Raw genomic sequence first — 13,556 nt, forward strand, 5'->3', positions numbered from 1 at the left:
AGGCCGACCTCCGTCCGGCCCCACGCCCATGCAGGAAATCGATCCCCCCGCGATGTCGACCCCGTCTTCCCCCTCCCAGGCTTCCACCCCCTCGGCCGTCAGGGACCTGACCACCAGCCTCGCGGCATCGCTCCTTTCCCCCGAGGACGGCGCGGCCGTACCGCGCGAGCAGGCCATCGCGCTGTTCCGCCGCCATCTCGCCCGGTTCCAGGCATCGGTGCGCGAGGAATTCGAGGCCCATCGCCTGCATGGCACGTCGGCCGCCAAGCAACTGGCACTGCACACCGACGGCATGATCCGCACCCTGGTCGATTTCACACTGGACCACGCGCTGGCCGGCTCGATCGGGCCTGGGGCACGCAGCCTGGCGGTCACCGCGACGGGGGGATACGGGCGCGGCATGCTGGCGCCGTTCAGCGATATCGACCTGCTGTTCCTGACGACCGACGAACCCTCGGCCGACGTCAGCCGCGTGGTGGAATACATCCTGTATTTCCTGTGGGACCTGGGGCTGAAGGTCGGGCACGCCACGCGCTCCATCGCGCAATGCATTGCCGAGGCCGAGGCCGACACCACCGTCCGCACCACATTGCTGGACGCCCGGCTGCTGGCCGGCGACGCGTCGCTGTTCGCCATGTTCGAGGCCCGGTACATCGTCGCCTGCGTCGAGGCCGGGGCCGCGCGCTTCATCTCGGACAAGCACAAGGAACGCACGGCGCGCCATAACCGCTTCGGCGACAGTCCCTATCTGGTCGAACCGAACGTGAAGGAAGGGCGCGGCGGCCTGCGGGACCTGCAGACCCTGTACTGGATGTGCCGCTACACGTTCGGCACGCGCCATGTATCCGACCTGCTGGCACCGGGCTTCAGCCGCCTGGGCCTGCTGACCGAGCAGGAGGCCAAGCGCGCCCGCCGGTCCTGGGACTTCCTGTGGAGCGTCCGGCTGCACCTGCATTACATCTCGGGCCGGGCGGAGGAGCGCCTGACCTTCGACGTGCAGCCCGTGGTCGGCGCGCGCATGGGCTACACCCGCCATGGGCGCCAGGTGGGCGTCGAGCGCTTCATGCGCCATTATTTCCTGACGGTGCGCGAGGTCATGCGCCTGACCCACGTGCTGGAACCCGCCGTGATGCGCCAGGCGCTGGGCCCGGCGGCCAACGCGCCGCAAGCCGACAGCGCGATGCGCGACGCGGGCTTCACCGTCCTGGACGGCCAGATCCTGCCGGAACGCGGCACCTCGTTCGATGCCGAGCCGATCCAGATGATGCGGCTGCTCGAATGGGCGCGCACCCGCAAGCTGCCCATCCACCCGCTGGCCATGCACCAGCTGATCCGCTGGGAACGGCGGGCCGCCAGCCTGCGCGGCGACCCCGAGGCCGCGCGCATCTTCCTGGAACTGCTGTGCGGCACCCCGCCGGAGCGCATCGGCCGCCCGCCCCATAGCGCCGAGGCCGAGAACGCGGCCGGCGAAGAGGTCCCCAGCTTCCACGCCACCGCGCAGGACCGCCGCCAAGGCAACGCCTACTGGCTGCATATCCTGAACGAAACCGGGATCATGGGGCGGCTGATGCCCGACTGGTCGCGCATCGTCGGCCAGATGCAGTTCGACACCTATCACGTGTTCACGGTCGACGAGCACACGATCGAGGCCATCCGCATCTTCGGCCGGATCGAACATGGCGCCATGGCCGACGAAATTCCGCAGGCGTACGACCTGGCGCGCAACCTGCAATCGCGGCGGGCCCTCTACATGGCCATCCTGCTGCACGACATCGCCAAGGGACGCGGCGGCGACCATTCCGAACTGGGGTCGGAAATCGCGCTGGATGTCTGCCCGGAAATGGGCCTGACCGGCGAGGAGACCGAAACCGTATCCTGGCTGGTGCTGCATCACCTGCTGCTGAGCCACACGGCCTTCCAGCGCGACATCGACGACCCGAAGACCATCCTGGACTTGGCCGACACCATCCAGTCGCCCGAGCGCCTGCGGCTGCTGCTGCTGCTGACCATCGTGGACATGCGCGCCGTCAGCCCGCGCGTGTGGAATGCCTGGAAGGCCACCCTGCTGCACGAGCTGTACATGCGCGTGGCCGAGGTGCTGGAGGGCGGCCTGGCCACCACCGAACGCGACGTGCGCGTGGCCCGCGCCAAGGACGCGGCGGCCGAGATCCTGGAAGATGACGGGTTCAAGCGCGCGGACATCGATCATTTCCTGGGCCTGGGCTATGGCAGCTACTGGCTGTCCTTCGACCAGGACACCCACGCCCGCCATGCCGAGCTGATTCGCGAGGCCGAACGGCACAAGGCCCCGCTGACGGTCGAAACCCAGCCCCTGCCCGCCCGTGGCGTGACCGAGGTCACGATCTACACCGCCGACCATCCCGGCCTGTTCTCGCGCATGGCCGGCGCGCTGGCGATCGCGGGGGCGTCGATCGTCGATGCCCGCATCCACACGCTGATCAACGGCATGGCGCTGGACACGTTCTGGATTCAGGACGCGGGCGGCGAGGCGTTCGAGGAACCGCACCAGTTGGCCCGCCTGTCGGCGCTGGTCGAACAGGCGCTGTCCGGCCGGGTGGACATTCCCAAGGAAATCGTCAGCGCCGGCCGCATGCGCTATGGGCGGCGCATGCGCGCGATCCACGTGCCACCCCGCGTGGTGATCGACAACCGGGCATCGAACACCTACACGGTCATCGAAATCAACGGCCGCGACCGCCCCGGCCTGCTGCATGACGTGACCCAGGCGATCAGCGACCACAAATTGCAGATCGCCTCGGCCCATATCACGACCTACGGCGTACGCGCGGTGGACGTGTTCTACGTCAAGGACCTGTTCGGCCTGAAGATCACTGACGAGCGACGCCTGGGCGAAATCCGCGAAGCCCTGCTGCACGGCCTGCGCCAGGCCGAGGAAGCCATGACCAGCGAAATCGGGCCGCCGGCGGAATCGCTGATCGCGTAGGGGAAAGCGAAGGCTTCTTTTTCTGAAGAAAAAGAAGCAAAAAGACTTTTATTCGTTAAGGGCTGTTTCGGAAGCCATCGACGCGGTGATCTGATTGTTTTTGTCATATTCTTCAAGAATCGAACGCAGAGATTTTAGGGATGCGATGTCTCCCTGCACGTCGCCGATACCGTTTTTCTCTTGGTAGGAAATCAGGTTATCAATCATCGAATACATGTTCGATGATCCGCTCACCAGTTTCCCGCCGTTGACGCCTTCCAACGCATATCCATCCATCAAAGCCATTTCGCCACTTTGATGGAGTGTGATCTTCCCCTCCCGGGTCAACTGCTCCCGGGCAGCCTCCATCTCCTGAGGGCTCATGTCGCTGAACGTTGTCGGAGTGGACGGGCTGTTATTTAAAAGGGTCTGGGACGATGCGGAACTGTTCTGGACCAGATGAACAATGATCGAGGACGTGCTGCTGACCCGCATTGTCGATCCTTTCCTTTACTCCGATCAGCATAAGACGACGGCCGAGAGTGTCCAGTAATCGTGACTGATGGGAAGAACCGGTCAGGATAATTTCGGCAGATCCTGCTCGACCTCGTCCAGGGCGTCCTGGGCAGACTGGATGTCGCTGTTATGCTGTTTCTTCAGCCGATTTTTGGCTTCTTTAAGCATATCTTCCAACTGGGCCGCCACCTTCCGCACCGTCTGCTGGAAATCCGGACTGTCGCTTGTGCCCGCGCCATTTTTCCCGCTGCCACCCGCTGCCTGCCCTGACGTACTGTCCGTCGCTGGCTGCGACAGGGACGGATCGGAAACATCGCCGCCGTCCCGAACGGTTCCCGATGAGTCCTGGGTGTCCTGCGGGACGGAAATCACCATGTCGCCCACTTCGGCCATGCCGGCGGACGTTCCCTGGTTCTGCGCATATTGCTGCACGGCGGCGGCAAGCTGGTGTGCGAATTGCGCCAATTCCTGGGCAAGCGCCTTGGGCGAAAGAAACGCCTTCATGAACATAAGCTGCCGGATCTGCGCCTGGAGACGATCGACCCGCTGCTCCGCATCGGCCCGGACGGATTGCCGGCTGGACTGGATGATCTGGTCCAGACGCGACAGGGCCTCCTGCGACAGGGTAACGGAATCACCGTCGCTGGACACCGGGGCCGCGCCACCTTCGGCCGACGCGGCGCTGGATTGGGTGGACGACGCATCGCTGTCGGTGCCGAACGGCCCCAGATAAGTGAGGTCCGACTGCGTGGTGGCGATCCTCGTCATTCACGGCATCCTTTCACCGGACGGCCTCCGAAACCCGCTTTTACGTAAGATCTAACTTGGATTTGTCGCCGGGTTTGTGTTTTTCGTCCGAAATCTGAAACAACTGGTCGATCAGGTTGTTCTGGTCGGCCCGTTTCGTCGCAACCGGATCAAGAACGGCCGTGGCCGAGGCGGCGCTGCCGGCCGTTCCATCGCTTTCGGACGTGGAGTCAGCGGTTGCGGCACTGCCGTTGGGCGTAAACGAAGAGGAAAAGGTCGCGAACTCGACTGTTCCATCGGGTTCTTCCTTCCACGCCACCGGGTCCTGCGAGCCGCTCGATTGCTGGACGAACTGCGTGATCAGGCTTGCCGTCTCGGTGTCCGATTTTTCATCGGCCGATTTTCCCGCCGCCGTATAAAGAGCGGACAGGGATACCGTGGAAACATCGACCTCCTGCTGGTAATCGCCCGTTACGGCATCCGGTCCGTACCCGGTATCCACTCCATTGACCATTTCGTTGGCGGCAGCGACCCATCCGCCGGGCACATGCAGCATCACGGCATCGGATCTGGAGAGGTCATATTCTTTCGTCGATACGGAAAGACCGGCCGACTGCGATGCCCCGCCGCCAAAGCTCTCCATCGCTGTCGTCTCCGACGTCGCTTTCGGGGCCCGTTCCGCCGTGGTCGGCAACATATAGGAGAGTTCGTTGTTTTCGACCCAGGAACCGTAACTCATCTCCCCCGATGCGGTGATGGGCTGAGCACCGACTCCGTTGGCCACATGCACCACCACGGTAGAGGTCATCTTGCTGAGATCCGCCTGTATCAGCGCCTGTGCCGACGCGGAAAGACCGATATCCCGCGCGGACCTGTCGCCGGAGGTTTCCGTCGCGGGAGCGTCCGCCTTCTTGCTCTCGGCCCAGACATTATAGGTCGAGGCACCTGACGCTGTTATTGATAGTCCCACGGCCTTTCCTCTCAATCCAGTGTCAAAATTTAAATCCATCACTGGTTAAGAAAACGTTAATACCATTGTCATTATTGATATATGGCACCTATTCGTCGCGGACATGGGTTTGAAAAATCGCTCAATACCGGCGTTCTACGCGGATTTATCCGCAAGAGGCCCCGTGGCGAAACCAACCCGCCAGCGAAGCAACGCCGCGTGCACGGCCTCGATCGGCGCGGCCCAGGCGGTGTCGGGATCGTCCGGCTGGTGCTGGCGGAACTGTTCCAGAGAAGGATACCAGCGGCTGCCCCGGTCGCCCCAGCGCGGGGGCTCGGCACGGTCGAAGGTGGCGGACCAGCGCCAGTCGCCGCCGAAGCGGTTCAGCAGCCAGACTGGTCTGCCCATCGCGCCGGCCAGATGGGCGATGGCGGTATCGACGGTGATCACCAGATCCAGTCCGGCGACGATCCGGGCGGTGTCCAGCATGTCGCCTTCCGCTGACCGCTCCAGCGCGAAGGGCGGCGCGGCGGCGGCCGGACCGTGCTGGAGGCTGACGAAAAACAGGCCCGGCACGTCGGCCAGTGGGGCCAGCCGATGCGCCGGGATCGACCGCCTTCGATCGAAGCGGAAGGACGGATTGCCCGCCCAGCACAACCCTACCCGGGGCCTCTCCCCCAGGTCGGGCGCGGGTGCCGGCAGCAGATAGGGCGCGAAGGGCGGAATATCGGTCATGCCCAGCCGATGCGGCAGGCTGATCAGGCCGCAGCGCGCCACCACATCGTCCGGCAGCGGGTCCCCTGGCGGCAGGACGGTGCACCGCGTCGCGATCTGCCCGTCCGGATCGGGCATCGTTTGCAACAGCCGGTGCAGGCTGTGCGGCACATCCAGCACAACGGACGCGCGGCGCAGGCAGTCGGGCAGGTAGCGCAGGAACTGGATCGCGTCACCCAGCCCCTGCTCGGCATATAGCAGCACGCGCCCGCGCGGCAGTGACGCCCCGTCCCATTCCGCGACGCCCTGCCCGCGCATGGGTGGCAGCAGGCGGGATCGGGCTTCCAGATGGCGCCATCCCTCGGCGTACGCGCCACGCGCCAGCAGCAATGTTCCCAGATTGAACTGGGCCCGCGCGCCCTCCGCCTCCCGCGCCAGGATGGGGTCGCGCAGGACGGCGCGGTACAGGGCCTCGGCCGCATCCCCCTCGGCCAGTTCGTCCAGAATGGTCGCGGCATTGACCGCGATCCGCGCATCGCCCGGCGCCAGAATCCTGGCTCGTTCCAGGGCGGTCCGGGCCTGCGGCAGATGACCCAGCGCCATCAGGACCAGCCCCAGATTGTTCTGCGTTTCCGCGACGCCGGGCGCCAGGGCAGCGGCGTGCTCCAGCGCGACGCGGGCGTCCTCGTGCCGGTTCAGCGCGAACAGCGCGGCGCCATGATTGGCCCAGGCCGCCCCGTCATCGGGGAGAAGCCGGACGATCTGCCGATACAGCGCCTCGGCCCCCGCGGGCTGGCCCCGATCCGCCAGTAGGGTGGCCAGCCCGTGCAGGGCGCCGGCATGGTCGGGCGCAAAGCGGTCCGCCCCGGCCACGATCTCCGCCGTCGCCGCGGCGTGGTCCCCGCCATGGATGCACGCGCGGGCCCATTCCAGTAGCAGGGCCATGTCACCGGGACACAGGGCCCGCGCCGCGCGCAGGCTGGCCTCGGCCTCCGCCCAGCGGCCCAGTTCACCCAGCGCGCCGGCCAGGGCGGCGTGGGCGCGCGCGTCGCGCGGTTCGCGCAGTACGGCCACCGCCAGCGCGGCGCGGGCCTCCTCCACATGGCCCTGCTCGCGCAGGGCGCAGCCCAGGGTGATGTGAAAATGCGCCGCCGGCAGCAGCGCGACGGCCTTGCCCGCCAGCCCGATCGCAAGGTCCGGCCGCCCGGCGGCACGGGCGACGCAGGCCATGCCGTGCAGGACGTCGGCATCCCGGCACGCGGGCCGCGCGGACAGGGCGGCGTGAAGCAGCGCCAGCGCCCCGTCGCGGTCCCCGGCTTCAAGCAGCGCCATGGCCCGTGCCGCGCTGTCCGGCCCGTCGGGGGCCGCCTGCCGTTTGTCCATCCCCTGCCCCCGGTTGCCATCGCGCCGTGCCATCGCCCACACTGGCGCCCGCAGTGCCACACCCGACTGGCCGAGGACGACATCATGCCCCAGCACGCCTACACGGACCTGACGACCCATTTTGCGCGCATCGGCCGTATCCGCAACGCCCTGGGAATCCTGGGCTGGGACAAGGATGTGATGATGCCGGCCGGCGCCGCCGAAAGCCGGGCCGACAGCATCGCGACCCTGGACGTGCTGTGCCACGAAATCCTGACCGCCCCTGTGATCGCGGAACTGCTGGACCGGGCGGAGGCACCTGCCGGATCGTGGCAGGCGGCGAACCTGCAGGAAATGCGGCGGGCCTACCTGCACGCCGCGTCCGTGCCCGCCGATCTGGTCGATGCCATGTCCCGCGCCGCGTCGCGCTGCGAGATGGCCTGGCGCGCCGCACGCCGCGAGGGTGACTTCGCGGCGCTGCTGCCGACCCTGTCCGAGGTGCTGGACCGCACGCGCGACCTGGCGGTGGTCAAGGGCGCGGCGCTGGGCCTGTCGCCCTATGACGCGCTGCTGGACCAGTACGATCCGGGCACCCGCCGCGCGGACATCGACCCGGTCTTCGCCGAACTGCGCCGCGACCTGCCCGCCCTGATCGCGGACGCCCAGGCGCACCAGGCCGCGACCCCGGCGCCGGTCCTGCCCACGGGCCCCTTCCCCGTTCCCCTTCAGGAGCAGATGGGGCGGCGGATGATGATGGCGCTGGGCTTCGACATGGAACGCGGACGGCTGGATGTCAGTGCGCATCCGTTCTGCGGCGGGGCCGAGGACGACGTGCGAATCACCACCCGGTACGAGGACGACGATTTCCTGGCGGCCCTGATGGGCGTGATCCACGAGACCGGGCACGCGCTGTACGAGCAGGGCCTGCCGCATGACTGGCGGACGCAGCCGGTGGGCCAGGCGCGCGGCATGAGCCTGCATGAAAGCCAGTCGCTGCTGATGGAAATGCAGGTCGCGCGATCGCGCCCCTTCATGGACTGGGCGGCGCCGCTGCTGCGCGCGGCCTTCGGCGGGGCGGAGGCCGACCCGGCCTGGTCGGCCGACAGCCTGTATCGCGCCGTGACGCGGGTACGCCCCGGCTTCATCCGCGTCGATGCCGACGAGGTCACCTATCCCGCCCACGTCCTGGTCCGGTACGAGATGGAAACGGCCCTGGTCGACGGCACGCTCGCGCTGCGCGACCTGCCCGAAGCGTTCAATGCCGGCATCCATGGCCTGCTGGGCCTGACGGTGCCGAACGACCGGCTGGGTTGCCTGCAGGACATCCACTGGCCCTCCGGCGCGTGGGGCTATTTTCCCACCTACACGATGGGCGCCATCCTGGCCGCGCAACTGCGCCAGGCCGCGTTCCGTGCCGACCCCGCCATTCCGTCCGGCATCGCGCAGGGCGATTTCGCCCCGCTGCTGGGCTGGCTGCGCACGCATGTCCACAGCCAGGCCAGCCGCCTGTCCACCCCCGACATCATCCGCGCCGCAACGGGTGCCGCGCCGTCGACCGATGCCTACCGGGCGCATCTGCGCGAACGCTATTGCGGCGCGGAATAGGACCGGCCGTCCCGCACATACCTTGTGACGTTAGCACTTTTTTCACATCGGCATGGGACCGTCGACATCCTTGAAGTCCGAAACCGGAACAAGAGAGGAGGGTGTCAACGATGTCCACGACCACGACCTACAAGACCGCTTCCGGGGTGACCTACACCGTCACCGACACCTCCTACCTGGGGCAGAACGACTACGACGTCACGATCACGGCCAGTGACGGCACGGTCCTGCTCGATCAGGACAATATCAATCGCGGCATCGACATCCTCGGCGTCATCGACCTCGCGGCTTCCGGCGATGTCATTACGGGGTCCACCGATTCCACCTCGCTGGTCAGCCTTGCCAGCATCGGAACCTATGTCAGCGTTCCCGGCGCGACGGGCAACTTCATCGTCGGCGCCGGTGCCCTTGCCGCCAACACATATTACATCGGCGGAACGACGACGATATCCGGCCTGGCGAACCTGGTCACCGGAACGACCATCAATGTCGTAGGGGGCACGGCAACGCTGTCCGGCAACAGCGGCAGCACCCTGCTCGGCGCCCTGAACGGATCGACGGTCAACATCGAATATGGCGGCACGTTCAACACCGGCGCCGCCCTCGGCAGCCTCCTGGAAGGGGCGACGGTTTCGTTCGGGAGCGGCGGCGGCACGCTGGTCATCAATGGCGGCGGCACCGCCATCAGCCTGCTGGCATCCGGTCCGCTGTCGGCCACGACCATCCAGAACTACGATCCGTCCAGGGACACGATCGAACTTCAGGACACCGTCGCTCCGATCTCGGGCTACACGATATCCGGCGATACGACCCGGACGATCACCCTGTACGGAAGCGACGGCACGCAGGTCGCCACCTACACGGTCAACCTGGCATCCGGCGTAAACCTGGCCAACGGAACATACAATGCCGTCAACAGCACGCAGGGCAATCCCCTGAACATCACCTACACCACCGGCAATACCTATATCGGCGTCTGCTTCCTGGCGGATTCGATGATCCGCACACCGTCCGGCGACATCGCGGTCCAGGACATCCGCGTGGGCGACGAAATCCTGGCCTGCCCGGACGGTGAGTGGCGGGACGGCGAACAGGGGACCGGCGAACGGCTCGGCACGGTCGTCTGGACCGGCAAGGCCCATGCCACCGTTCGTCCCGGCCTTCCGGATGACGAGGCCGGCTATCCGGTCCGCATCCTCAGGGACGCCATCGCCGACGGCGTGCCCTACAAGGACATGCTGGTCACGCCGGAACATTGCCTGTTCCTCGACGGCGTCTTCATTCCGGCCCGCATGCTGGTCAACGGCCGGTCCATCTTCCACGACCGCACCATTACCGCCTACGATTATTACCACATCGAAACGGAACGGCATTCCGTCATTATCGCGGACGGCATGCCGACCGAAAGCTATCTCGATACCGGAAACCGCCGCTCTTTCCGTCAGGATGGGAAAATCGTCCATATCGGCGCGGGCAACGCCCGATCCTGGACGGAAGACGCCGCCGCCCCGCTGGGGGTAACGCGCGCGGTGGTCGAACCCGTCTTCCGCCGGATCGAGGCCCGGGCGCGGGACGCGGGCATCGCCAGTGCGATCGTGGGGCCGGTCCTGACCGACGATACCGGCCTTCACCTGCTGACCGAGAACGGTCAGGCCATCCGCCGGACCCGCGATGCCAACGGGTATGCCACGTTCCTGATCCCGCCAGATGTCGGCACCGTCCGCATCGTCTCGCGCACCAGCCGGCCCAGCGATGCGATCGGCCCCTTCCTCGACGACCGGCGACGCCTCGGCGTGCTGGTCGGCGGAATCACCCTCCTCGATTCGGACAATATGCGTCTGATCGACACCTATCTGGCCGATCCGGCACTCGACGGATGGGATGTCCAGGAAGCCGGTCCGCACCGCTGGACCAATGGCGATGCCATACTGCCGCTGGGCCCGCGCCGCCCCGACAGCTTCGGCATCCTGGCCATCCAGGTACTGGCGGGCGGCCCCTATCCCGTTACGGCGGAGGCAACGGAAGCAGTCGCCCAATCAGCGTGACGGGCCGGATGGATGGCCGCCATACCCGTCGCGCGGTTGCCATCGGCGGCGGATCATGGCGAGATGCCGCGAATGTCACGTTTCCTTCCGATCCCGTCCCCCCCGCTTTCCTCCGGACTGGCGTCCGGGGCGCTGGCGGTCTCCATCCTGTTCGCCGCCCTGCCGGCCCTGGCCGCGAAGCCGGCGCCGCCGCTGGACCCGTCGGCGCCGCTGGTGCCCGTGGCCGAATCCACGGCGCGGGTCTGGAACGCCGTCGCGGTGCTGCCCGACGGCCGCATGATCCTGGAATACCCGGCCTGGACCGGAACCCCCGGCCCCGCCCTGACGCTACGCGACGCCGACGGGACGCAGCATCCCTATCCGGACGCGGGCTGGAACGATCCGGCGGCGGACCCGGCGCATCGCTTCGTCTCGGTCGAGGGGCTGCACCTGACCGATGACGGCATGCTGTGGGCGCTGGATAGCGGGATCGGCGCGGACGGACACGCACCGCAACCCGGTTCCGTCAAGCTGGTTCAGGTCGATACCCGCACGGGCGCGGTCGCGCGGACCTATGTGCTGGACCCGGCGGTGCTGCGGCCCGGCAGCCATGTGGCGGGGGTACGGGTCGGCAAGGGGTATGCCTTCATCCTCGATTCCGGCGTGCCGGGCCTGATCGTGATGGACCTGGCGCATGGCACCCAGCGGCGGCTGCTGGATCACAATCCCTCACTGACCGCGCAACGGACGATCACCGTCGACGGGCGGACGCTGCTGGATACGGACGGCCGCGCGGCGATCGTCCACGCCAACCGGATCGAAATCAGCCCCGACGGCGAGTGGCTGTACTACCAGACGCTCTGCGGGCCGCTCTACCGGTTCGGCACCGAACTGCTGACCGACACCAGCCTGACCGATGTCGAACTCGATGATTCCGCAACGCTCTGGTACAAGACGCCGCCGCTGGGTGGCATGACGGTGGGGCGCGACGGCACGCTGTATTTCGACGACGTGTCCACCGGCAGCATCTTCCGCTTCACCACCGGCCGCATCTATCAGCGTATCGTCGTGGACCCCCGCCTGCGCTGGCCGGCCGAACCCTACATCACGGCGAACGGGCAGCTTTACGTCCCGACCGCGCAGATCGACCATACGCCGCACTTCAATGGCGGCCGAGTGGACGTACAGTGGCCGCTGACGCTCTACCGCATCGATGTCCGTGCCCTGCCGCCGGCGAAATACTGACCACCGTAAGCCCCTTCGCGCGGGGCGCGCTTGGCGATATAATCGTGGGTATGCGCTATCTTTCCACCCGGGGACAGGCCCCCGTCCGTGACTTTTCCTCGGTCCTGCTGGCCGGCCTGGCCGAGGACGGCGGGCTGTACCTGCCGGAAACCTGGCCCGTCCTGACCGCCGACGACTGGCGGGCACTGCGCGGCCTGCCCTATCCCGACCTGGCCGCGCGGATCATCGCGCCCTTTACCGCGGGCTGCATCGCGCCGGATGTGCTGCAGCGGCTCTGCCGCGAATCATATGCCGGGTTCGACCACGCCGCCATCGTTCCGCTGACGCAGGTCGAGGACGGGCTGTTCGTCCAGGAACTGTTCCACGGGCCGACGTTGGCCTTCAAGGACATGGCGATGCAGTTGCTGGGGCGGCTGTTCGACCATGTGCTGGCCGAGCGCGACGCGCATGTGACCATCGTGGGCGCCACGTCGGGCGATACCGGATCGGCGGCGATCGAGGCCTGCCGCGGGCGCGAACGGGTGAAGATCGTCATCCTGCACCCCGAGGGCCGGACATCGGACGTGCAGCGGCGGCAGATGACCACGGTGCTGGAACCGAACGTGACCAACCTGGCGGTGCAGGGCACGTTCGACGATTGCCAGGACCTGGTGAAGGCGATGTTCGCCGACGCCCCCTTCCGGCAGGACATGCACCTGTCGGCGGTCAATTCCATCAACTGGGCCCGCATCGCGGCGCAGATCCCCTATTACGTCTATGCCGCCCTGGCGCTGGGCGCGCCGGACCGCGAGGTCTCGTTCGCCGTGCCGACCGGCAATTTCGGCAACATCCTGGCGGCGTGGGCGGCACGGCGCATGGGCCTGCCCGTGCGCGCGCTGTGCGTGGGGTCCAACCGCAACGACATCCTGACCCGTTTCCTGCGCGACAACGACATGAGCGTGCAGGGCGTGGTGCCCAGCCTGTCGCCGTCGATGGACATCCAGGTCTCCTCGAATTTCGAGCGGCTGCTGTTCGAACTGCTGAACCGCGATGCGGCGGCATGCGCGCGCATCGTCACCGAATTCCGCCAGACCGGCCACATGGCGGTGCCCGACCCGGTGTGGCGGCAGGCATCGGGCCTGTTTCACGCCCTGGCCCTTGACGATCAGGACACGAAGACCGAAATCCGTAACCTGCATGCCGCCAGCCAGTATCTGGCCGACCCGCACAGCGCCATCGGGATCGCCGCCGGGCGGATGTTCCGCGAACCTGGCATTCCGATGGTGGCGATGGCCACCGCCCATCCGGCCAAGTTCCCCGACGCCATGGAACAGGCGACCGGCATCCGCCCGGCCCTGCCGCCGGCGCTTGCGGATCTATTCGACCGGCCGGAACGTTACGAAGTCGTGGCCGCGCGGCTGGACGCGGTCGAGGACCGGGTTCGGGCGGCGGTGCTGAAGAACGCCTGAAC

9 protein-coding genes are annotated in these 13,556 nt (G+C 67.0%); 5 read left to right on the plus strand and 4 right to left on the minus strand.

What is annotated here, in order from left to right:
- Positions 1-52 precede the first annotated feature (52 nt).
- Positions 53-2,965, plus strand: coding sequence for a [protein-PII] uridylyltransferase (locus GDIA_RS01535; RefSeq protein WP_173363411.1), 2,913 nt, complete (start codon positions 53-55; stop codon positions 2,963-2,965).
- A 48-nt stretch (positions 2,966-3,013) separates the two neighbouring features.
- Here GDIA_RS01535 and GDIA_RS01540 read toward each other — a convergent pair whose 3' ends face one another.
- The 4 genes from GDIA_RS01540 to GDIA_RS01555 form a co-directional block, all read right to left on the minus strand.
- On the minus strand, positions 3,014-3,439 hold the full coding sequence (locus GDIA_RS01540) for a hypothetical protein (protein WP_012225819.1): 426 nt from the start codon (positions 3,437-3,439) through the stop codon (positions 3,014-3,016).
- Positions 3,440-3,520: 81 nt separating this feature from the next.
- On the minus strand, positions 3,521-4,228 hold the full coding sequence (locus GDIA_RS01545; protein WP_012225821.1) for a hypothetical protein: 708 nt from the start codon (positions 4,226-4,228) through the stop codon (positions 3,521-3,523).
- A 40-nt stretch (positions 4,229-4,268) separates the two neighbouring features.
- Complete coding sequence (locus GDIA_RS01550) at positions 4,269-5,015, minus strand: hypothetical protein (protein ID WP_012225822.1); 747 nt, start codon at positions 5,013-5,015, stop codon at positions 4,269-4,271.
- Positions 5,016-5,312: 297 nt separating this feature from the next.
- Positions 5,313-7,373 carry a tetratricopeptide repeat-containing glycosyltransferase family protein gene (locus GDIA_RS01555; RefSeq protein ID WP_244455079.1) on the minus strand — a complete coding sequence of 687 codons (2,061 nt, stop codon included), beginning with the start codon at positions 7,371-7,373 and terminating at the stop codon, positions 5,313-5,315.
- Here GDIA_RS01555 and GDIA_RS01560 point away from each other — a divergent pair.
- The 4 genes from GDIA_RS01560 (at position 7,338) to thrC (ending at position 13,554) form a co-directional block, all read left to right on the plus strand.
- On the plus strand, positions 7,338-8,837 hold the full coding sequence (locus tag GDIA_RS01560; RefSeq protein ID WP_012225826.1) for a carboxypeptidase M32: 1,500 nt from the start codon (positions 7,338-7,340) through the stop codon (positions 8,835-8,837). The two genes, GDIA_RS01555 and GDIA_RS01560, sit on opposite strands and share 36 nt — an antisense overlap.
- A 110-nt stretch (positions 8,838-8,947) precedes the next feature.
- Entirely contained in the window at positions 8,948-10,882 is a 1,935-nt protein-coding gene (locus GDIA_RS01565) for a Hint domain-containing protein (protein WP_012225828.1), read from the plus strand.
- 72 nt (positions 10,883-10,954) lie between these two features.
- Positions 10,955-12,106, plus strand: coding sequence for an L-dopachrome tautomerase-related protein (locus GDIA_RS01570; RefSeq protein ID WP_012553057.1), 1,152 nt, complete (start codon positions 10,955-10,957; stop codon positions 12,104-12,106).
- A gap of 50 nt (positions 12,107-12,156) precedes the next feature.
- On the plus strand, positions 12,157-13,554 hold the full coding sequence (thrC, locus tag GDIA_RS01575) for a threonine synthase (RefSeq protein ID WP_012553058.1): 1,398 nt from the start codon (positions 12,157-12,159) through the stop codon (positions 13,552-13,554).
- Positions 13,555-13,556 lie beyond the last annotated feature (2 nt).

Origin of the sequence: Gluconacetobacter diazotrophicus PA1 5 (assembly GCF_000021325.1) — a bacterium.
Classification (GTDB): Bacteria; Pseudomonadota; Alphaproteobacteria; order Acetobacterales; family Acetobacteraceae; genus Gluconacetobacter; species Gluconacetobacter diazotrophicus.

Bases quoted from the DNA above. Each gene is read 5' to 3' on its own strand.
- GDIA_RS01535 (WP_173363411.1), top strand. From the start codon at position 53: ATGTCGACCCCGTCTTCCCCCTCCCAGGCTTCCACCCCCTCGGCCGTC.
- GDIA_RS01540 (WP_012225819.1), bottom strand. From the start codon at position 3,439: ATGCGGGTCAGCAGCACGTCCTCGATCATTGTTCATCTGGTCCAGAAC.
- GDIA_RS01545 (WP_012225821.1), bottom strand. From the start codon at position 4,228: ATGACGAGGATCGCCACCACGCAGTCGGACCTCACTTATCTGGGGCCG.
- GDIA_RS01550 (WP_012225822.1), bottom strand. From the start codon at position 5,015: ATGACCTCTACCGTGGTGGTGCATGTGGCCAACGGAGTCGGTGCTCAG.
- GDIA_RS01560 (WP_012225826.1), top strand. From the start codon at position 7,338: ATGCCCCAGCACGCCTACACGGACCTGACGACCCATTTTGCGCGCATC.
- GDIA_RS01555 (WP_244455079.1), bottom strand. From the start codon at position 7,373: ATGGGTCGTCAGGTCCGTGTAGGCGTGCTGGGGCATGATGTCGTCCTC.
- GDIA_RS01565 (WP_012225828.1), top strand. From the start codon at position 8,948: ATGTCCACGACCACGACCTACAAGACCGCTTCCGGGGTGACCTACACC.
- GDIA_RS01570 (WP_012553057.1), top strand. From the start codon at position 10,955: ATGTCACGTTTCCTTCCGATCCCGTCCCCCCCGCTTTCCTCCGGACTG.
- thrC (WP_012553058.1), top strand. From the start codon at position 12,157: ATGCGCTATCTTTCCACCCGGGGACAGGCCCCCGTCCGTGACTTTTCC.